This is a genomic window from Lactobacillus taiwanensis (assembly GCF_017894345.1).
GTDB lineage: Bacteria > Bacillota > Bacilli > Lactobacillales > Lactobacillaceae > Lactobacillus > Lactobacillus taiwanensis.
The window spans coordinates 452,698-472,414 of record NZ_CP059276.1 but is presented as its reverse complement, the minus strand read 5'-3'; the positions used below and the strand labels follow the sequence as shown (position 1 = coordinate 472,414).

Sequence of the window (19,717 nt, the reverse complement as noted above, 5' to 3'; positions counted from 1 at the left end):
TACTAACGCTTCGTATAAAATTGGAATTCTTGGTCGAATAATATAATAGAGAATAAAACTCACGGTTATTGATAGTATTATAAGATAAAATTGAAATTGGTTATTCATACGTAACTCATTCCATTATTGTAAAATATGAAAACTATATGTCATGTTCCAATTCAAATCCATATAAATCTGATTATGAAAATGATTATATTTACAGGCAATTATTTTTTATATTTATCATTTTACTCACATTTTTAGTGCAAAATAAAAAGTGTCTAAATTGACACCCTTAAAATTTCAGAAATTTTATTCACGCAAATTGCAATAATAAATTGAACACTTTTAGTTAAGCTGCTTGATAGATTAGATCTAATTCTCTTTCAAAGATTTCATCTGGTGTATGATAGGCCAGTATCTTTCTTGGCAAAGAATTGCACCAGGTTTCAATATTAATGATGTCTTGTAAAGAATAGTTAGCTATTGCTTCTCCCTTAGGAATGAATCTGCGAATAAGACCATTGTGTCTTTCAACTGTTCCCTTATCACAAGAAGTGTAAGGATGGGCATAGTAAACCAGTGTATTGGATACTTTTTCTAGGTTGGAAAGATCTGCAAACTCTGAGCCATTATCAGTGGTAATGGTTTTAAAAATATCATTCCAATGTTCGCTGTATTGCCTTTGGAGTTCTTTAAAGGCCTGCATGACACTGACAGAAGTCTTGTCAGGAATACGAAGAATTAAAAACTCACGACTCATACGCTCAGATAAGGTTAGCAGTACCTCATCATCTTTGCTCTTATGTCCGAGAACTAAATCGCATTCCCAATGACCGAATTCATTACGTTTATTGATCTCTTTAGGACGTTCTTCAATGCTTCTGCCAAGTTTTTTCTTATTTTTGCGAATACGATGAAGCTTAGTATTGCGTTTAAGCTTCTCTGGCAAGTCGTAATTATGTATATCTAATAGACCTTGGTCGACATAATTGTAAAGAGTCTTAGTACAGACAACATCTCTGCTGCTAAATGCGCCAACAGCAGTAGCACGATTACTGCACACATCAAGCGACCAGCCATCTTTAAAAAAATGCTTGTGGACATAGCGCATGAATTGAGTTTTCCTGAGAAAGTCTGATTTGCGCCCACAATTTTTACGATGAGCTTGATATGCATCATGCCCTTGAGTAGCCTTATATCTTTTGACTTTGCCATGATACAGTTCTACAGTACCACGCTTAACCTCATAGCTGATAGTAGAAGGAGAACAGTTTAATTCACGGGCGATGGCACGCAAAGAATAGCCATCTTTCAAACGCAATTGAATAATAACTCTTTCCTCGAATGATAAATGCTTGCCTTTAATGTGCTGATTCATGGTAGAATGTAAAGAGTCCATTTTGACCTCCAATAGAAAGTTTTTGTGGTTATTAACATTCTATCAAACAGGTCCGAATGGACTTTTTATTTTTTATCAAGTGTTCAATTTAATTTTACAATCAGCGGAAATTTTATTCATATTATTGTTAGTAAAAAAGTCTAGGATATCCTGTATTTTTTTCTCATCGCCTTGAAAATATGCTCGATAAAAATTTTTCATTATTTTTCCAAAGCAATTTAATGGTTTTACTGGTAAATTGTCTAATAAAATGAATATATCTTCTACTAAGTCTAAATTTTGTGATGATGATCGAATCAATAGGGACAGATAATTAACCATTATTGAAGAAACTAAAATTTGCATCTCTCGTGGAAAGTTTTCAATATTAATATATTTTTTCAAAAGAGATGTTACTATTGGTTTCATTTCTTGATCTGACCATAAAGGAAGACTGATTGAGAATAAACTAAGATTTTCTTTATTCCAATTTTCTGCTTTGAAAATTAGAGATTTAACATGTTTTTTTATTTCATTAGGTAAGGTATCTATACTTCCCTTTAAATTTGCCTTATTCAGAATAATCATCGATTTTAAAAGATCTTTAGTATAGTTATCTGTTTTAATATTTGGTATTTCTAATTCTAATTCTTTAACCTTATTCAAGTCTTGATCATAATATGCCTGGCTTAACTGCTCTCCCCAATATTCTTTGTCAATCCTATTTTCTTTAACCCCGCATTTTGTCAGAAATTCACTAATATCGATGTCATGCATCTCTAAAATCTTAATTAAATCACTGGCATTAATCTCATGAATTCCTCGTTCAATTTTAGAATAATATGATTTTGTCAGAATAGGATACGCCATCTCAGTTTGAGATAATTCTAGATTTTTTCTAGTTTCTTTTAAAGCTTCGCCAATGGTCATCCCTGTCATCTTCTTTCTTAATGAAAAATTACAGTTTAATTTTTTATTAAGATATTATACTCTACTATATAAAAACACTCCATGATCATTAAAAATCATGGAGTGTTTTATCAATCTATTAAATTAGTAAACGTAATTAGTTTCTAAATTACATTCCCATACCCATACCTGGGTTTGGAGCTACAGGAGCTTGGTTCTTGTCATCTTCTGGAGTGTCAGCAACAACAGCTTCAGTAGTTAATAACAAGGCAGCAATTGAAGCAGCATTTTGAAGTGCTGAACGAGTTACCTTAGTTGGGTCGATGATACCAGCCTTAACCATGTTTTCCCATTTGTTAGTTGCAGCATTGTAGCCAACTTCTGGGTCTTCATGTTCTAAGTGATCTAAGATAACAGCACCATCTTTACCAGCGTTTTCAGCAATTTGACGTACAGGAGCGCCTAAAGCTTTCATAACAATCTTAACACCAGTTTCTGCGTCTTCGCTGTCCCCCTTAACAGTGCCTTGGATGGACTTCATAACATCAACTAATGCAGTACCACCACCAGCAACGTAACCTTCTTCAACAGCGGCACGGGTTGCGTTCAAAGCGTCTTCGATTCTGTACTTTCTTTCCTTTAATTCAGTTTCAGTAGCAGCACCAACCTTGATGACAGCAACACCACCAGCAAGTTTAGCAAGACGTTCTTGTAACTTTTCACGGTCAAAGTCTGAAGTAGTGTCAGCAATTTGCTTCTTGATTTGATCTACACGTTCTGCAATAGCTTCCTTAGAACCAGCACCTTCAACAATAGTAGTTGAATCCTTGGTTACAGTAACCTTGCCAGCCTTACCTAATTGATCAATCTTAGTGTCCTTTAATTCAAGACCTAAGTCTGAAGAAATTACAGTACCACCAGTTAAGATAGCGATATCTTCAAGCATTGCCTTACGACGGTCACCAAAGCCAGGAGCCTTAACAGCAACAACGTTGAAAGTACCACGGATCTTGTTCAAAACAAGAGTTGGAAGAGCTTCACCATCAACATCATCAGCAATGATTAATAAGCTCTTACCTTGTTGAACGATTTCTTGTAATAATGGCAAGATATCTTGAATGTTAGAAATCTTCTTGTCAGTAATCAAAATGTAAGGGTTGTCTAAGTCTGCTTCCATCTTGTCGTTGTCAGTTACCATGTATTGTGATAAGTAACCACGATCGAATTGCATACCTTCAACTACTGAAAGTTCAGTATCAATACCCTTTGATTCTTCGATAGTAATAACACCATCGTGACCAACTTTTTCCATTGCATCAGCGATTAAGTTACCAACTTCAGTTGAAGCTGAAGAAACAGAAGCAACTTGAGCAATTTCGTCCTTAGTACTTACCTTGTGGCTAATCTTGTGTAATTCGTCAACAGCTGCCTTAGTAGCAGTTTCAATACCGCGACGAATACCAACAGGGTTTGCACCAGCAGTAACATTCTTCATACCTTCACGAACGATTGCTTGAGTTAAAACAGTAGCAGTAGTAGTACCGTCACCAGCAATGTCGTTAGTCTTTTGTGCAGCTTCAGAAACAAGCTTTGCACCCATGTTTTCAAAATGGTTTTCTAATTCAATACTCTTAGCGATAGTAACACCATCGTTAGTAATGTCAGGAGCACCATAGCTCTTTTCCAAAACAACATTTCTACCTTTAGGTCCTAAAGTTGTCTTAACAGTGTCTGCTAATTTATCAACACCTTTTAATAATGAGTGTCTTGCATTTTCAGAAAATTTAATCTCTTTAGCCATATTATATGCCACCTTTTATTTCAAATTTTATTACTTAACGACAGCTAATAAGTCGCTTTCACGAAGAACTAAGTACTTTTCGCCTTCGTACTTCAAGTTAGTGCCAGAGTATTTATCAAAAAATACAGTTTCACCTTTTGCAACTGACATAGGAATTAAGTCGCCATTTGCGTTGCGCTTACCATTTCCTACGGCAATAATTTCGCCCATTTGAGGCTTTTCTTTAGCGTTAGAAGCCAGGACAATGCCTCCAACTTTTTCTTCTTCTTCGTCTTTTACTTTAACGATCACGCGATCACCGATTGGTTGTAACACGTTAGTCCCTCCTGTACATAATTTAAATCTATAATTATATTACTTAGCACTCATATATCATAAGTGCTAACTTACAATTACGATAGTACATTGTTTATAAAAGAAAAGCAAGTATTTAGACACAAAAATTAGCACCTTTTTACCTAGAGTGCTAAAAAGTGCTAATTTACTTGGATATTTATTTAAAATTTCAATATGGATTGTCTTGTTCTAGTTCTAAACTCTCTTAATAGTAAGATCTCCCATGTTAGCACGACCTTGAAGTACTAATGTTGGCCCTTCTGCTGGTTGATCACCCTCAATAGTAAAATCACCAAATTTATGTTCAAGTTGATTATCAACTCGCCAAGAAGTTGGAATATAAATATTTATATCTCCCATCGACATATTGATATTAGCAACTACTTCATCCCCAGCAGGCTTAGCTGAATCAAGATATACATTAACATCTCCCATTGAAACATTCACAGTCACCGTTTCTAAGTGTTGCGAATGAACGTAACGCGAAGTAGAAGACATCTTTTCACTAATTACGATATTGTCACCATTGTCTGAACTAGATGTATCAGAGAATACGTGCTCAGCCTTAAATTTATGTGGAGCCTTCAAGTCTGACCAATTAGCATTAACTTTTTCACCATTAATAATCACAGTCGGTCTCCAGCTTTTCTTGAAAATTAATCTCAAACCTCCCCAGATTAAAAATGCTGCTAAAAGTACTGTCCAAGGAACTATACGCTCAATGTGAAGAGGTTTTGCATAAATAATTAATAGGAATGCAATTGAAAAAATACTGCCTCCTAAACTTTTATTAACTAATGATGTAATCAAAGTTGCTCCAAATACAATTGTCCAAAAAATTGCCCAAAAACCTAATTCTAGTGGCATCAAGTGGAGCTGATCTAAAACTAAAAATGCAGCTGCCGCAAGTAAACCTAGCCCCCAAAGAACTCTTCCAAAACTGGCCTTTCTCATGATAATGCCCTTCTCTCTTTTAATCTCTCATTTAAATCTCGGTAATATCTTCTTGAAACATAGACAGTTTTATATGAATCATGAAACTTAATCTGACAATTAGAGATCGATTTAGTAACAGCATAAATCTGATCTAAATTTAATATCGTCGATTTCGATACTCGCATGAACTGCCCATTTAATAAGTTTTCTAGTTCGTATAATTTATACTTAACAAAATATGCATTCCTAGTCGTATGCGCCATTACCTGCCTAGCGTCTGTTTCAAAAAAGAGAATATCGTTAATACTTAAATAATAGGAAGTATTGTCCATCATCCCTTCAATTTGATCAGGATGTTCTGAATCAGTTTGAAGTTGATGATAAATTCTTTCTACCTCAGGCGTTAAACTTTTAGCATGGATCGTTATTTCTGTCTCTTGCTGATCTGGATCAAGCTCAAGCTTAACTTTCACAATTCTCACTTCCTTGTTTCGTTCTTGATATTTATATTAAACATGGATATAAGATTAAAATCTAGTGAAATTGACTAAGCGGTTAATTTAAAGTTCCAAGCGGTCAAAAAAAGCATGAAACTAAAGATGTGGGGGAAAAATTAGTTCATACTTCTTTTAATTTTTAGCTTAATAAATTAATATTCTCGATAAGCTGGAGCCTGGTATTCTTTCATAAACTGCAAAATTTTATCAAAATCAGTTTCAAAATAAATTGCATCTAAATAAATATCTTCTAAAAAGTCGTCTTTATTCATCCGCTTGAGTAATTTATCTAAATTATCATAGAAACCATCATAATTATAGAAAGCCACCGGCTTAGCATTATCACCAATTGCTGTCCAAGAAATAGCTTGACTGATCTCTTCCAAAGTACCAATACTGCCCGGAAGAGCCACCATCCCATCAGCTAACTCCATCATGACGTCTTTTCTTTTATTCATATTTTCAACTACGCGAAAATCTTGTACTTTCTCATAAGCTGCTCCGCGGTCTTTTAATTCTTCAGTAATAATGCCATGGACAATGCCGCCATTTTCTAAAACACCGTCTGCAACTGCCCGCATTAAACCATATTTACCTCCGCCATAGACTAATTCGATCTGATGTTCTGCCATTTTCTTACCAAATTCATAAGCTGTCTTAGCATACTCTGATCGGTTGCCTGTTCGCGCTCCACAATAGACTGCAATCTTTTTAATCATTTTATCTACCTTATTTCTAAAAATTCTATGCGCATTTATCTTAAAATTATTTTCTCTCTGATTACAAATAAAAGTGCATAAAAAATGCACAAGCCTACATGAACTTGTGCAAAACTACTATAATATAGTAGATTATTTTTTGTTCTTATCTTTATCAGAGTCTAAAAAATAAATCAAAGTTTGAAGTTCAGTTGCTAAATCCACATTCTGAACTCTTACGCTAGATGGAGCAGATAAACGAAGCGGCGTAAAGTTCATAATTCCTTTAATTCCGGCATCAAACATTTCATTGGCAGTCTTTTGTGCTGCTGTTTGTGGTACACAAAGGATCGCAATCGTAATTTGTTGTTCACGAAGCTGTTTCTTCATTTCACTCATATCATAAACTGGCACACCTGACATAATTGTTCCAGTAATTTCAGGATTAATGTCAAAAGCAGCGCTAATTCTGATATTATTAGTACGCTTGAAGTTATAATTCAAAAGCGCATGTCCCATATTACCAACACCAACTAAGGCAACGTTAGTTAAAGTATCTTGGTTCAAAATCTTTTTAAAGAAATTAAGCAAGTTCTTAACATCATAGCCATAGCCACGCTTACCCAAAGCACCAAAGTAAGAAAAATCACGACGAATCGAAGCACTGTCAACTTGAACTGCTTCAGCAAGTTCAGTTGAAGAAACCTTTTCTTTTCCTTCATCATTTAAAAAGATCAAATAGCGATAATACAGCGGCAAGCGTCTGGCAGTAGCCTTAGGAATCTTAATTTCATCCATTAAGAGGCCTCTTTCTTTTATAAAATACGAATGTGAAATATTTACTAATCAAACTAATAATAGGCATTCTTTAAGGATAAATCAAGAAACAATTTTCACAAAGGTCATATTTTCATAAAATTTAAAAGATTCACTATGTTAAAATAAGCACTAGGAGAAAAATAATTATGATTATTGCACAAGCTCAAGGCCTCGAACAACGTTTTGGAGGCAATACTATCTTCAGTAACATTTCTTTCTCAGTTCCTGACAATGCCAGAATCGGTCTTGTCGGACCTAATGGAGCTGGGAAAACTACCTTATTAAAGATCATGACTGGTCAACAAGAACCAACTAGTGGTCAATTTACTATTAATAAGGGATTGAAAGTCGGCTACATCGCCCAGGAAAATGGTCTCGATGAAGAAAAAACAATCTGGGATGAAATGCTTACTGTTTTTAATGATTTAATTGAAAAAAATAAAAAGATCACCAAAATGCAGGAGCAAATTGCCGACCATCCCGAAGATGAAGAATTGCTCAAGCGTTATGATCAATTAGCCTACGACTTTGAACAAGAAGGCGGCTTTACCTACCAAGCTGAAATTAAAAGTATTCTTAACGGATTCAATTTCAAAGAAAATACTTGGAATAAAGTAATTGGCACCCTTTCTGGCGGTGAAAAGACGAGACTTGCTTTTGTTAAATTGCTTTTGCAAAAGCCACCAGTATTATTACTTGACGAGCCTACTAACTACCTTGACTTAGACACTTTAGATTGGTTAGAAGCATTCTTGAAAAACTATCAAGGCGCAATTATTACTGTTTCTCACGACCAGTACTTCTTAGATCACTTAGCTAATCAAATTTTTGAATTAAACTTTGGCAAGCTGACTACTTTCAAGGGTAATTACAGCCAATACGTTAAAGAACGCGAATTGATGGATAGCCAGCAAGAAGCTGCTTATGAAAAGCAACAAGAAAAGATCAAAAAAGAAGAAGAATTCATCCAAAAGAACTTAGTTCGTGCTTCAACTACTAAACGTGCTCAAAGTAGACGTAAGGTTTTAGACAAGATGGAGCGAATTAAGCCACCTAAGCATAAACAAAAAGTTCGTATTAACTTCACTAGCGAACGTCCTTCTGGAAAAGAAGTACTGATCGCTAAGGATCTGACTATCGGCTATCCTGATAAAGTAATGGTTTCTGATATCGACTTCCAAGTCAACAAAAATGACCGCGTTGCTATTATCGGCCCTAACGGAATTGGTAAGTCTACCTTGCTCAAGACCATTATGAAAAAACTTGAACCAAAAGATGGCTCAATTAAATATGGCGCAAGCTTAGATATTGGTTATTATGATCAGGAGCTCCAAAGCTTAGATCCTTCAAAGACTGTTCTTGATACGATTTGGGACCGTCACAAGACAATGCCTGAAAAAGATGTCCGCTCTATTTTGGCTTCTTTCTTATTCACTGCCGAAGACATTGATAAGACAGTTGGTCAATTATCTGGTGGTCAAAAGGCTCGACTTACTCTAACTGTTTTGTCTCTTGAAAAAGACAATTTCTTATTAATGGACGAACCTACCAACCACTTAGATATTGAAGCTAAAGAAGTGCTTGAAGAAGCTTTAGATAATTACGACGGTACCCTGCTCTTTGTTTCTCACGATCGTTACTTCATTAATGAATTAGCTAACAAGATTATTTCTGTTCGCAACGGTCATGCTAAGATCTATAATGGTAATTATTCTTACTATTTAGATGAAAAGGCTAAGCAAGCTGCAGCTGCTCAAGAAGCGGAAGCACAAAAAGCAGAAACTGAAACTACTTCATCGGCTAGTCAAAATAAAGGTAAACTATCTTACCAAGAACAAAAGGCACGCGATTCTCAAAAACGTAAGTTAGAACGCGCTGTTAGTGATGCAGAAGCTAGAATTGAAAAGCTGGAAACAGAAGAGCAAGAAATTCAAACTGAGATGGCCAACCCTGATATTGCGGCTTCATTTGAAAAACTCGGTCCGCTTCAAGAAAAATTATCTGCTGTTCAGGAACAACTAGAGCAAGCAAATAATGACTGGGAAAATGCCTTAGAAGCATTAGATGAATTTGAATAATTTTTGACCATCCGATGAGGGATGGTTTTTTATTATTTTAAAAATTTTCGGCTAATTTTAAATTCATGTTAAAATAGTACCTGTCAAAATGAATTGACGGGAGAAGAAAAATGAAATTTAGAAAAAAGATGTTAACTCTTGCCGCAATTGGAACGGCACTTTTAGCAGTTGGATGCTCTAAGACTCAAACTAAGGAGTCTAGTAGCAAAATTCCGACTAAGATTACCAAGAATACTACGGTAACTTTTTGGTATTCATTAACCGGTTCTTCTGAAAAAGCCCTCAAGAAGATGACTGCGGACTTTGAAAAAGGAAATCCAAAAATCAAGATCAAGCTTGAAAGCCAAGGCGGTAATTATGCGGATCTTCAGTCTAAGCTTTCCTCAACAATGCAATCACCTGATAATTTGCCGACTATCACCCAGGCTTATCCAGGATGGTTGTATAATGCCGCTAAGCAAAAAATGCTAGTTGACCTCACTCCTTATGTTAAAAATGATGACCTTGGCTGGGGTCCCTATGCTAAAAGTAATATTAAGCAAGCACTTTGGAACGGCGCAAAAATTAACAATACTCAATACGGAGTCCCATTCAATAAGTCAGTTGAAGTACTTTTCTATAATAAGACTTTACTAGATCAATATAATCTCAAAGTTCCGCAAACAATGGGCGAGCTTAAGTCTGCTTCTGAAAAGATCTATCAAAAGAGTGACCATCAAGTAACTGGGGCTGGTTTTGATGCTTTAAACAATTACTATATGTTGGGGATGAAGGAAAAAGGCATCAACTTTACTAAGAAGATTAACTTTTCTGGTAAAGATTCAAAAGAAGTAATTGACTACTACGCTGATGGGGTTCGTAAGGGCTACTTCATGCAAGCTGGTACTGAAAAATATATGTCTACCCCATTTAATTCTGGTAAGGTAGCAATGTTTATCGGTTCAACTGCTAATGAAGCATATCTAAAACAAGGCTTGAAGAAAGAATATCAATTTGGCATTGCCCCTCGTCCAAGCAAGGTTAATGCGCAACAAGGAACTGATATTTATATGTTTAACCAGGCTAGCGCTAGACAAAAGTCAGCTGCCTTCAAGTATCTAAAATTCTTGACCAGTAAGAAAGAACAATTCTACTGGACTAAAACTACCGGCTATATGCCAGTTAATACGCAAGTCCTAAACTCACAAGCTTACAAGTCACTTAATACAAGTAAAGTACCAGCAATCTTGGCTGAGACTACTAAAGACTTGTACTTCTTACCAGTAACTAAGAATGCCACACCTGCTTATGACCAAGTTCAAGCAAGTATGCAAGCAATCTTAGCTGATGCTAAAAAGAAGAAAAATATTAATCCAGCTATTCAGACTGCCAAGCAAAAATTTGATGCTAGCTGGAAACAATAATTAAACATAAAAAATATGCCTAATTAGATCTATCTTGGTCTAATCAGGCATATTTTTGTATACGGTTAATATTAATATCGCTAATGTCCATTTTTATTGTTTATTTTCCACCCCTTTAGGAACTAATTGCCAGTAAGTACCATCTTGACTTTGGTATGCTCCATTAGAAGCCTTTTTTAAATCAAAGGTTACTTTCCTTGTTTTAATTTTATAGCCATCTTTCAATCGCTCAGTTTTAACCCGTCCTAATTTCACTCATTCACCAGCTTGTGGTCGAGTATTTCCATTCTTCGAAAAGGCATTTAAAATATCTTTACTTAATTTTGATGGCTTGCTCTCTTCATTGCCACCTAAGCGTGTGGCAATATAAGCAGTATTTTTATCAAACATTAAATAAAAAGAATTACTTAACCGGTTATCTTCTTTTTCTAAAGTCATTAGACTTTGACCAACCCATTCCTCAGGAACCGTGGTCTGATTATGATAAAACCATGCTCCTCCACCAACGAAAAGCAATAATGCTACAAAAGTAGCCACAAATAGTTTTTTATTTTTCATAGCTCACTTTTCCTATCTAGAAATATTTACACAAATAATAAATTTATATTTATCATTTGTTGTTTATAATTATCACAGCTTTTTCAGTTTTTATTCATTATGTTGTGCTATACACAACTAAATTTGCCAATATTCCATACAATCTTTATATCCACATTTCATCAGCAATTTTTTTATTTGAGTTGCTTTTTCTGTATTCCCACTAAATAAATTAAAATATAACTCATGACAAATTCGATAAAGCAAAAAATGAGTAGTCGTTTCTAAGCTCGCTAAATAATCTAATGCAGCTTCAATATTATCTCCGTTTAATTTCTGCTTATAGCAATAACAAAGATAATTATTACAAATAATTGCTACTCTTTCCCTCATACTCTCAGAACAAGAATTCTTTTGATAATGTTTTAATAATTGACCAAGAAAATAGTCTACTTGCTCTAAAGAAAATATCTTCATACAATCAGAAAATAATTGTAATGCACCGATATTTTCCACCCAATTTTCATGTTCTGAAAATCTAGTAACTATTTTATTTTTAAAGGCTAGACTTAAGTCAGATAAGCTATTTTCTAAAGAAGCAATAGCAATTATTGTTCGATATTTAAAAAGTTGATGCTCTTTTAAATCTAGGATTTCATTTAAATAAATTCCTATTTTTTCCCTTTGATTGTTATTAAAAGCATGCAACATCTTTTGCTTCAATTCTTCAGCTTTTTTATCTTCAGACGTATAGTAATCATACTTAACTTTATTAAAAAAATCACTGATATCAATATGGTGTTTCAAAATAATTCTAAATAAAGTATCAATTGAAATACTTTCTAATCCACGCTCTATTTTTGAATAATGACCCTTGTTAATAATGCCCTTTATCATCTGTTTCTGAGTTAAGCCTAATTTTTGACGTTCTTCTTTTAACGCCTGTCCAATTTTCATAATCTCATCTCCTTATTTGCTTTTATTTATTTTTTATTAATTTTATAACAAAAAAAGAATTCAGAAAACTGAATTCTTTATCTAGATGATTAATTTGACTCGTGTTAATTAGTTACTTTTGGTTGTTAATTCCTCTATATCTCTGGTTTAAAACTAATCCTAAGTTTCTGTCTAATTTTTTCAAAAGTATGTTTCCTTCTATCCCTCACGACTCACCAAATAATCATTAGCCTTATACAAAATTGCTGACAAGTCTTCAGATCTAAACTCCTTTTCTAATTCTTTCTTGAGCAGCGTGATAATTTAACCATTCAGAAGAAGCACTAGATAATTACGATGGAACCTTGCTTTTTGTTTCTCATGACCGTTACTTTATTAATGAGTTAGCTAATAAGATTATTTCAGTTCGTGATGGTCACGCTAAGATTTACAATGGTAATTATTCCTACTACTTAGATGAAAAAGCTAAACAAGCTGCGGCTGTTCAAGAAGCAAAAGCTGAACAAACTGAAAGTGCTACTAGTGCTAATCAAAATAAAGGTAAACTTTCCTATCAAGAACAAAAGGCACGCGATTCTCAAAAGAGAAAACTAGAACGTGCAGTTAGCGATGCCGAGGCTAAGATTGAAAAATTAGAAGCAGAAGAACAAGAAATCCAAACTGAAATGGCAAATCCAGATATTGCCGCTTCATTTGAAAAGCTTGGACCATTGCAAGAAAAATTATCTGCTGTTCAAGAGCAATTAGATCAAGCAAACACTGACTGGGAAAATGCCTTAGAAGCCCTTGATGAATTTGAATAAAGTAAAAGATCGAGATTAACTATACTCACTTTCTCCAATACTTATAAATAAAAATATGCCTAATTAGATTTTGTTAATCTAACTAGGCATATTTTTTATATTGATTAATATTAATATCACTTATATCCATTTTGATTATTTGCTTTCTGTCACTCCTTCCGGAACAAATTGCCAATAAGTACCATCTTGACTTTGATAGGCACCTTTAGAAGTCTTTTTCAAAATAAAACTTATTTTACGCGTTTTAAACTTGTAACCATTTTTTAACTTTTCGGTTTTAACTCGGCCTAATTTTACCCACTGACCTGCTTGTGGACGTTCATTTTCTTTCAATGAAAAAGCATTCAAAATATCTTTACTTAATTTTGAAGGTTTACTTTCTTCATTACCCCCTAAGCGTGTAGCTAAATAAGCCGTATTTTTGTCAAACATCAAATAAAAAGAATTACTTAGTTTATTATCTGATTTTTCCAAAGTCATTAAGCTTTGATTAACCCAGCCTTTAGGGACAGTTGTCTGATTATGATAAAACCATACTCCACCGCCTACTAAAAATAATAAAGCTACTAAAGCAGTCAAAACTAATTTCTTATTTTTCATCTTTGTCCTCCTTTCTAGGTAAACATAACCTACTTATAATTTGTTACTCACAATTATCACACTATTTTTCATATTTACTTAATTAGTTGCGTCAGACACAACTAAATTTGCCATCGTTCAATACAGTCTTGATATCCACAATTAATCAGCAATTTCTTTATTTGATCTGCTTTTTCTATATTGCCTTCAAATAAGATCATAACATATTTTATAGAGCAGAAAATGACCAGTAGATTCCAGTTTTTTCAAATAACTCAATGCATTTTGTATATTACTTCCACCTATTTTTTGCTTATAACAATAGCAGAGATAATTATTGCAAATAATAGCTATTCTTTCTTGCATATTTTCAGAATAAGTATGTTTTTGATAATGCTTTAACAGTTGCTCAAGAAAATAATCTAACTGTTCCAAAGTAAATATTTTCATACAGTCAGAAAATAACTGTAATGCTCCAATATTTTCAAACCAATTTTCGCGTTCGTAAAATTTAGTAATTATCTTATTTTTAAGAGATGGACTTAAGTCAGACAAATTATTTTCTAAAGATGCAATAGCAATTACTGTTCGATATTTAAAAATCTGATGCTCTTTTAAATCCAAAATTTCATTTAAGTATATTCTTAATTCTTCCCTTTGATTATTATTAAAAGCGTACATTATCTTTTGCTTTAATTCTTCAGCCTTTTTATCTTCAAAAGTATAATAATTGTCTTTCACTTTATTGAAAAAGTCACTAATATCAATATGATGTTTCAAAATAATTCTAAACAATGTATCAATTGAAATATTCTCTAATCCTCGTTCAATCTTAGAATAATGTCCTTTATTAATAACTCCCCTCACCATATTTTCTTGCGTTAATCCTAATTTTTTTCGCTCTTCATATAGTGCCTCTCCAATGGTCATAGTTTCATCTCCTAGCATTTTTATTATTTGTTAATTTTTTATTAATTATATAACAATAGTAAAGTTTAGAATATAGTAGAATACACTAGAAATAAAGATTTAATGTTAAAAAAATCTTCACACCACACGAAAAAAGATCAAGATTCTCAAAAAATAGAAAATCTTGATCTTTTTCATGTTTATTTTTATTCTACTTCATTGTCAGAAACATTTTTTTGTTTTTTGTCCTTTAAAATTAAGAAGTAGTAAGCCGCACTTAATAATAATGCTGCTCCATAAATATATTGAGTCATTAATGAACCACTAACTTTAATAATCCATCCACCAACTAATGTACCAATCGGAATCATGGCTGACAGAATACTATCGTTTATAGTTTCGACTCTGCCTAAAATTGATGAGGAAAAGCTAGTTTGAACTAAGGCCTCAAAATTGGTATTCATCATGGTAATCCACATTGAAGAAATTGCGGATGCAACTAATAATACCCAAATGTTAAGATAAATAGAAATGGGAACTAATACTCTAAAAATTCCTGCTCCTAAGAAACAAATTGCAATAAAAATTTGCATATCTTTTTTTCCGATTTTAAAACGTTGAACTAATAACGTACCCCCAATACTTCCTAAAGAGGAAGTAAATAACAGCGTTCCATATCCTAAAGCTGAATTACGAATATAGCTTTGAGCAAAATAAGGTAATCCCACCGAAAAGATACCATAAAAGAAATTAGTAAAGGCAATTGGCAAAATTAATTCCAATATATTTTTCTCTTTACGTAAAGTTTTCCAGCCTAATGCCATATCTTTACGATAAGAACCAGTAAAGTATTCGTCCTCTTCTAAAAATTCTTTTGCAGCTAAATTTATTTTCAGACTTCCATAGAACTTAAGTGCAATTGCGAATACTATAGCAGATAAAACTACAGTAATCGGAATAGACGTTAAAGTTATAATTACTGTTACTCCAGCATCTAATAGCAAATCTAAAACCCTATATGTTAATTGAAAAATGCCGTTGAAACGAAGTAACTCTTTTTCTGACACAAATAAAGGCAACAATTTATATTCTGCTGGATAAATTATGGCTGAAAGAATAGTTGAGGCAATATATAAAGTTATTAAAATGATACTGATGATTAAATTATCAATACGTAAGTATAGAATTAAAAATGTAATAACACTAATAGCAGCTTGAAGAAAAGTTGAACTTTCTAGAAGTTTTTTGATGGAAATTCGATCGATTAGTGGTCCAAATCCAAATGAAATCATATCAATTCCTGATGCTACTGCAAAAATTATTGATACGATAAAAGGCGAACGCGATACTTCTTTAAAGTGCCATAGTATAGCCATATAAAATAAACTATCAGCAATATTGGTAGATATTCTACCAAATAATAAATTATAAACATCTTTCTTTTTTGTTTGTTTTGTCATAGCTTTATCCTAAGGATCTTCTATTTCAAGTTCGTGTTGAAAGCTTTCTTTCCAGTTTTCTTCCCTTGGTAAAAATGGAAATCTACCACTAATTTATAATAATGGGTACTTCCCAGATCATGTTTTTCTCCTTTCTTAATTATTTGATATTAGTATTACACATATTTTTCAATTTCGTATTTAAGTTTTGCTATGCGAAACTTAAATTACACTTTCCAACTTTTAACTCTGTCTTCATATCCCCATTTACATAGTGATTCCTTTATATCTATTGCCTCTTTTTTATTTCCGTTAAATAAGTTAGTATAAAAATTACAGCTAATATGATAAAAAAGAAAATGGATATTCTTAGGTAAATTCTTTAAATAATCTAAACACTTTTTTATATTATCTCCATTAACATCAGAATAATAACAATAATATAAATAGTTATTGCAAATAATTGCTACTCTTTCTATTTTTATTTCTGGATGATCATCTTTTTTTCTATAATAATTTAATAAATAATCTATATTATTATCTAATTGCGCTTGAGTAAATACAGACATACAATTAGCTAACAAACGTAATGAATCGATATTCTCCACCCAGTTGTTAAAATCGTTGAATTTTTTAACTATATTTTTTCTTGTATTTTCGCTTAATTGATCCAAATTCCCGTCAAAGGTAGCAACAGCGATGAGCGCACGATATTTAAAAATAAGATTTTCATCCAATTCAAGAATTTCTGCTAAACATTTCTTGACTGCTTCAGTATTTGAAGTATTAAAAGCATTCATCATCCTTTTTTCTAATAAGCCGGCTGTAACATCTTCTTTAGAAGTATATGTATCTTTTATACTTTCTAAAAATTCATCAACATCAATATGATGTGCAAACAGAATTTTAAACAAACTATCTGCTGAAATTCCTTCAATATTGCGCTCTATTTTAGAATAATGACTCTTTTGAATAACATTCTTCGTCATTTCTTCTTGAGTCAATCCTAAACTTTCTCTTTCTCTTTTTAATGCTTCTCCAATAGTCATTTTGATCCTCATCTCTAAAAATTTAATCAATTTTATCGCAAAAAAATTTTAAATCATTATATATAAATATTTTCCCACAAAGTAAAAGATCAAGATTCTCAAAAAATAGAAAATCTTGATCTTTTTTCATGTTTATTTTTATTTAAATTCCTTACGAATCTGCTCACCTTGTTCGTCCAACTTCGGTGCATCTTTTTGCAATCCATAAGAATTCCAAGTTCCATACTTGAGTGGTGAGCCTAGAACTTCATTGCCATCGGGTAGCGTTTTAACCATCCCGCGCTCAATAATTTGATCAAGGCGTCTAGTCTTATCCACATTCAAAACTAAGCCAGCTGGCACACCTGCTTCATGTAAGATCTTATCCCACTCAGCAGCAGTCTTAGTTTTAAGTACATCTTGCATTGCATTTTTAACTTTTTGCCAGTTTTTCTCACGCAAATCATTTGTCTTAAAATCTGCTTGATTAGTCCATTCTTCATGGCCTAATGCATTAGATAATAATCCCCATAAATGATCATTTCCACAACAAATGGCAATTGGCTGATCTTGGCAATCAAAAGTATCGAATGGATACATGTCAGGATGACGATTGCCAATCCTGTGTGGCACTTCATGCGGCCCAAGAGCTAGCATTAAGTCCTGCACCATTAATGAAAAAGTAGAATCAAGCATTGAAACATCTATTGTAGTTCCTTTTCCAGTGCGTTCTCTTGCCACTAAGGCAGTGGTAATCGCGCTATAACCCATGATTCCTGCAACAACATCAGAAACTGAAGTTCCAACACGTGTTGGCTTGCTGTTTGGTTCACCTGTAGCATCCATTAATCCAGATACTGCCTGAACAATGGTATCGTAAGCCGCCTGTTTAGACCATGGTCCGTATTGACCAAAACCAGAAATAGAAGCAAATATTAGCTTTGGATACTTTTTAACCATTTCTTCTGGATCAAATCCTAGGCGTGTCATTACACCTGGACGGAAGTTTTCTACAACTATATCAGCCTTAGCAATCATGTTTTCGACTAAAGCATGATCTTTTGGATCTTTCAAATCTAAAGCAATTGATTCTTTACCTGCATTACAGATTCTAAAGTATTCACTTGAACCATCTGCAATGTATGGTCCCATGTGGCGGGTATCATCCCCTGTTTTTCTTTCAATATGAATTACTCGTGCACCTGCGTCGGCAAGCATTCTTGTACAAGTTGGACCTGACAAGACATGGGTGAAGTCCACAACTAAGATTCCTGCTAGTGGATATGGCTTATCTTTATCTAAATGAGGATTATTTGCTTCTAACTTGGCATAATTTGGTTCTGACATTTTTATATACGCTTTCTTATTTTAATTGTATTCAAGTCTTATTTTAGATAAAAATGAGCAAAATAAAAAGCCGTTTGATATCGACGACTTTAATTTTAATTATCGTAAATCAGAATGAAATAATTCATTATGAGACCCTAGTCTAACCAATCGAAAGACTTTTTTATTTTTGTTTTTTGTATGAATAACAAGCAAATCAAGTTTCCCCTCCAAATAAATGAAATTCAAAATATCCTACATAATTCAATTCCTCATTAGTTAAAAGATGTGGATCCTATTCTTCCGGTATTTCTCCAGTTTCTTGCATATATGAAGTTATTGCTTGAATTTCATCCCATAACTCAGGAACTTTCTTACTCCAACGATTTACATCCTGAATAAAAGTATCTTCGGCCTTTATTTCATACATTACTCTAATTCCTTTGCACGTTTTTTCATATAACTAATCAATTTATTAGTATCTTTAAAGGCTGGAGTATCGTCTTCAATTAAGCCCATATCTTTAGCTTCTGCCAGTAAAAGAGCTTTCTTAGTATCGTCTGTAGGCGTATTAGAATTGGTTACTGAAAAGGGAATCCCATTATGTCTAATAATTTGTTTAAAATACATTTTAATACTAGTAGACATGTCTAAACCGAGATTATCTAAAATTCTTTTAACTTCATCATGATCTTTAGAATCTGCACGATAACTATATGTATGTGCCATATTAATCACTCCCTTTTTCTAAAATTATACTACAATTTATATACATTGTATTTAATTTTAACTAGATATAATCTTGCTTAAATTATAGAGAATCTCATCACACTGATTATTCTCAGAATCAATATCCATTCAAATAATCATTAGCCTTCTCCAGACTAAAGGATAAATCTTCAAAACTAAATTCCTTAAAGTTTTGCTCTCTAATTCTTTTCTACGCATCTTCATAGTTTAGCCAAGCAGTCTGCCTAATTTCACTTTCTTGCCGTTTTATTTTCTGATCATGATTGTATTTTGCTAAAAATAAAGTTACGGTCTTTTCAATTTCTGAAGTAACTTGATATGAATAACTTTCATTAAAATCAAAATTAAATTCAGGCTTTAATCCTACTTCTTCAAAAATTTCTCGTTTTGCAGCTTCTTGTGCTGTTTCTCCTGCTTCAAGATGTCCTTTTGAAAAAGCCCATGCACTCTTAAATTACTTATAAGGCTGACTTTGAATTAATAAATATTGGATTTCATTATTTTTCTTGCGCCAGATAATCGCGCCTGCTGAATGTTCATGTTTCATGA

At 33.2% G+C, this 19,717-nt stretch carries 18 protein-coding genes and 3 pseudogenes; 3 read left to right on the top strand and 18 right to left on the bottom strand.

Going from position 1 to position 19,717, the window contains the following annotated elements; all coding sequences use genetic code 11:
• Positions 1-334: 334 nt before the first annotated feature.
• From H1A07_RS02255 to H1A07_RS02220, 8 genes are all read right to left on the bottom strand, one after another.
• Positions 335-1,384 (bottom strand): IS30 family transposase, encoded by a 1,050-nt coding sequence (locus H1A07_RS02255; protein ID WP_023599436.1) that lies wholly within the window; start codon positions 1,382-1,384, stop codon positions 335-337.
• A 75-nt stretch (positions 1,385-1,459) separates the two neighbouring features.
• Positions 1,460-2,293 carry a helix-turn-helix domain-containing protein gene (locus tag H1A07_RS02250; RefSeq protein ID WP_210145233.1) on the bottom strand — a complete coding sequence of 278 codons (834 nt, stop codon included), beginning with the start codon at positions 2,291-2,293 and terminating at the stop codon, positions 1,460-1,462.
• 148 nt (positions 2,294-2,441) lie between these two features.
• Positions 2,442-4,073 carry a chaperonin GroEL gene (groL, locus tag H1A07_RS02245; protein WP_057718332.1) on the bottom strand — a complete coding sequence of 544 codons (1,632 nt, stop codon included), beginning with the start codon at positions 4,071-4,073 and terminating at the stop codon, positions 2,442-2,444.
• Positions 4,074-4,103: 30 nt separating this feature from the next.
• Positions 4,104-4,388, bottom strand: a complete 285-nt coding sequence (gene groES, locus H1A07_RS02240) for a co-chaperone GroES (RefSeq protein ID WP_003647727.1) — start codon at positions 4,386-4,388, stop codon at positions 4,104-4,106.
• 216 nt (positions 4,389-4,604) lie between these two features.
• Positions 4,605-5,363, bottom strand: coding sequence for a LiaF transmembrane domain-containing protein (locus H1A07_RS02235; RefSeq protein WP_210145232.1), 759 nt, complete (start codon positions 5,361-5,363; stop codon positions 4,605-4,607).
• Entirely contained in the window at positions 5,360-5,818 is a 459-nt protein-coding gene (locus tag H1A07_RS02230; protein WP_094517482.1) for a LytTR family DNA-binding domain-containing protein, read from the bottom strand. The genes H1A07_RS02235 and H1A07_RS02230 overlap by 4 nt, the downstream gene beginning before the upstream one ends.
• Before the next feature lie 176 nt (positions 5,819-5,994).
• A complete protein-coding gene (locus H1A07_RS02225) occupies positions 5,995-6,561 on the bottom strand; it encodes an LOG family protein (protein WP_094503759.1) in 567 nt (188 codons plus the stop codon).
• 132 nt (positions 6,562-6,693) lie between these two features.
• Entirely contained in the window at positions 6,694-7,338 is a 645-nt protein-coding gene (locus H1A07_RS02220) for a redox-sensing transcriptional repressor Rex (protein ID WP_003647732.1), read from the bottom strand.
• A gap of 167 nt (positions 7,339-7,505) precedes the next feature.
• On the opposite strand from H1A07_RS02220, the gene H1A07_RS02215 reads away from it, so the two are divergent.
• Both H1A07_RS02215 and H1A07_RS02210 read left to right on the top strand, forming a co-directional pair.
• Complete coding sequence (locus H1A07_RS02215) at positions 7,506-9,437, top strand: ABC-F family ATP-binding cassette domain-containing protein (RefSeq protein ID WP_210145231.1); 1,932 nt, start codon at positions 7,506-7,508, stop codon at positions 9,435-9,437.
• 110 nt (positions 9,438-9,547) lie between these two features.
• Entirely contained in the window at positions 9,548-10,840 is a 1,293-nt protein-coding gene (locus H1A07_RS02210) for an extracellular solute-binding protein (RefSeq protein ID WP_210145230.1), read from the top strand.
• A gap of 93 nt (positions 10,841-10,933) precedes the next feature.
• Here H1A07_RS02210 and H1A07_RS02205 read toward each other — a convergent pair.
• Positions 10,934-11,398 (bottom strand): annotated as a pseudogene (locus H1A07_RS02205) (hypothetical protein).
• A gap of 117 nt (positions 11,399-11,515) precedes the next feature.
• Positions 11,516-12,334, bottom strand: a complete 819-nt coding sequence (locus H1A07_RS02200; RefSeq protein WP_210145229.1) for a helix-turn-helix domain-containing protein — start codon at positions 12,332-12,334, stop codon at positions 11,516-11,518.
• Positions 12,335-12,648: 314 nt separating this feature from the next.
• Between H1A07_RS02200 and H1A07_RS02195 the strand changes: the two are divergent.
• Positions 12,649-13,137, top strand: a pseudogene (locus tag H1A07_RS02195) (ABC transporter C-terminal domain-containing protein); the annotation flags it as partial.
• A 135-nt stretch (positions 13,138-13,272) separates the two neighbouring features.
• Here the strand turns inward: H1A07_RS02195 and H1A07_RS02190 are convergent.
• The 8 genes and pseudogenes from H1A07_RS02190 to H1A07_RS02155 all read right to left on the bottom strand — a co-directional run bounded on the left by H1A07_RS02190 (position 13,273) and on the right by H1A07_RS02155 (position 19,715).
• Entirely contained in the window at positions 13,273-13,737 is a 465-nt protein-coding gene (locus H1A07_RS02190) for a hypothetical protein (protein ID WP_210145228.1), read from the bottom strand.
• Positions 13,738-13,923: 186 nt separating this feature from the next.
• Complete coding sequence (locus H1A07_RS02185) at positions 13,924-14,646, bottom strand: helix-turn-helix domain-containing protein (protein ID WP_244974154.1); 723 nt, start codon at positions 14,644-14,646, stop codon at positions 13,924-13,926.
• A gap of 185 nt (positions 14,647-14,831) precedes the next feature.
• Positions 14,832-16,085 (bottom strand): MFS transporter, encoded by a 1,254-nt coding sequence (locus H1A07_RS02180; RefSeq protein WP_210145227.1) that lies wholly within the window; start codon positions 16,083-16,085, stop codon positions 14,832-14,834.
• Positions 16,086-16,291: 206 nt separating this feature from the next.
• Entirely contained in the window at positions 16,292-17,113 is an 822-nt protein-coding gene (locus tag H1A07_RS02175) for a helix-turn-helix domain-containing protein (RefSeq protein ID WP_210145226.1), read from the bottom strand.
• Positions 17,114-17,251: 138 nt separating this feature from the next.
• Positions 17,252-18,439 (bottom strand): CoA transferase, encoded by a 1,188-nt coding sequence (locus tag H1A07_RS02170; protein ID WP_210145225.1) that lies wholly within the window; start codon positions 18,437-18,439, stop codon positions 17,252-17,254.
• 274 nt (positions 18,440-18,713) lie between these two features.
• Positions 18,714-18,848, bottom strand: a complete 135-nt coding sequence (locus H1A07_RS10375; RefSeq protein WP_014567150.1) for a hypothetical protein — start codon at positions 18,846-18,848, stop codon at positions 18,714-18,716.
• Positions 18,848-19,147 (bottom strand): type II toxin-antitoxin system RelB/DinJ family antitoxin, encoded by a 300-nt coding sequence (locus H1A07_RS02160; protein ID WP_210145224.1) that lies wholly within the window; start codon positions 19,145-19,147, stop codon positions 18,848-18,850. The genes H1A07_RS10375 and H1A07_RS02160 overlap by 1 nt, the downstream gene beginning before the upstream one ends.
• A 118-nt stretch (positions 19,148-19,265) precedes the next feature.
• Positions 19,266-19,715 (bottom strand): annotated as a pseudogene (locus H1A07_RS02155) (bis(5'-nucleosyl)-tetraphosphatase).
• Positions 19,716-19,717 lie beyond the last annotated feature (2 nt).

Excerpts from the sequence above, each read along its gene's own strand:
- H1A07_RS02250 (WP_210145233.1), bottom strand. The coding sequence starts at position 2,293 with ATGACCATTGGCGAAGCTTTAAAAGAAACTAGAAAAAATCTAGAATTA.
- H1A07_RS02225 (WP_094503759.1), bottom strand. The coding sequence starts at position 6,561 with ATGATTAAAAAGATTGCAGTCTATTGTGGAGCGCGAACAGGCAACCGA.
- groL (WP_057718332.1), bottom strand. The coding sequence starts at position 4,073 with ATGGCTAAAGAGATTAAATTTTCTGAAAATGCAAGACACTCATTATTA.
- H1A07_RS10375 (WP_014567150.1), bottom strand. The coding sequence starts at position 18,848 with ATGTATGAAATAAAGGCCGAAGATACTTTTATTCAGGATGTAAATCGT.
- H1A07_RS02190 (WP_210145228.1), bottom strand. The coding sequence starts at position 13,737 with ATGAAAAATAAGAAATTAGTTTTGACTGCTTTAGTAGCTTTATTATTT.
- H1A07_RS02255 (WP_023599436.1), bottom strand. The coding sequence starts at position 1,384 with ATGGACTCTTTACATTCTACCATGAATCAGCACATTAAAGGCAAGCAT.
- H1A07_RS02220 (WP_003647732.1), bottom strand. The coding sequence starts at position 7,338 with ATGGATGAAATTAAGATTCCTAAGGCTACTGCCAGACGCTTGCCGCTG.
- H1A07_RS02210 (WP_210145230.1), top strand. The coding sequence starts at position 9,548 with ATGAAATTTAGAAAAAAGATGTTAACTCTTGCCGCAATTGGAACGGCA.
- H1A07_RS02180 (WP_210145227.1), bottom strand. The coding sequence starts at position 16,085 with ATGACAAAACAAACAAAAAAGAAAGATGTTTATAATTTATTATTTGGT.
- H1A07_RS02235 (WP_210145232.1), bottom strand. The coding sequence starts at position 5,363 with ATGAGAAAGGCCAGTTTTGGAAGAGTTCTTTGGGGGCTAGGTTTACTT.
- H1A07_RS02170 (WP_210145225.1), bottom strand. The coding sequence starts at position 18,439 with ATGTCAGAACCAAATTATGCCAAGTTAGAAGCAAATAATCCTCATTTA.
- H1A07_RS02215 (WP_210145231.1), top strand. The coding sequence starts at position 7,506 with ATGATTATTGCACAAGCTCAAGGCCTCGAACAACGTTTTGGAGGCAAT.
- H1A07_RS02185 (WP_244974154.1), bottom strand. The coding sequence starts at position 14,646 with ATGACCATTGGAGAGGCACTATATGAAGAGCGAAAAAAATTAGGATTA.
- H1A07_RS02200 (WP_210145229.1), bottom strand. The coding sequence starts at position 12,334 with ATGAAAATTGGACAGGCGTTAAAAGAAGAACGTCAAAAATTAGGCTTA.
- H1A07_RS02160 (WP_210145224.1), bottom strand. The coding sequence starts at position 19,147 with ATGGCACATACATATAGTTATCGTGCAGATTCTAAAGATCATGATGAA.
- H1A07_RS02175 (WP_210145226.1), bottom strand. The coding sequence starts at position 17,113 with ATGACTATTGGAGAAGCATTAAAAAGAGAAAGAGAAAGTTTAGGATTG.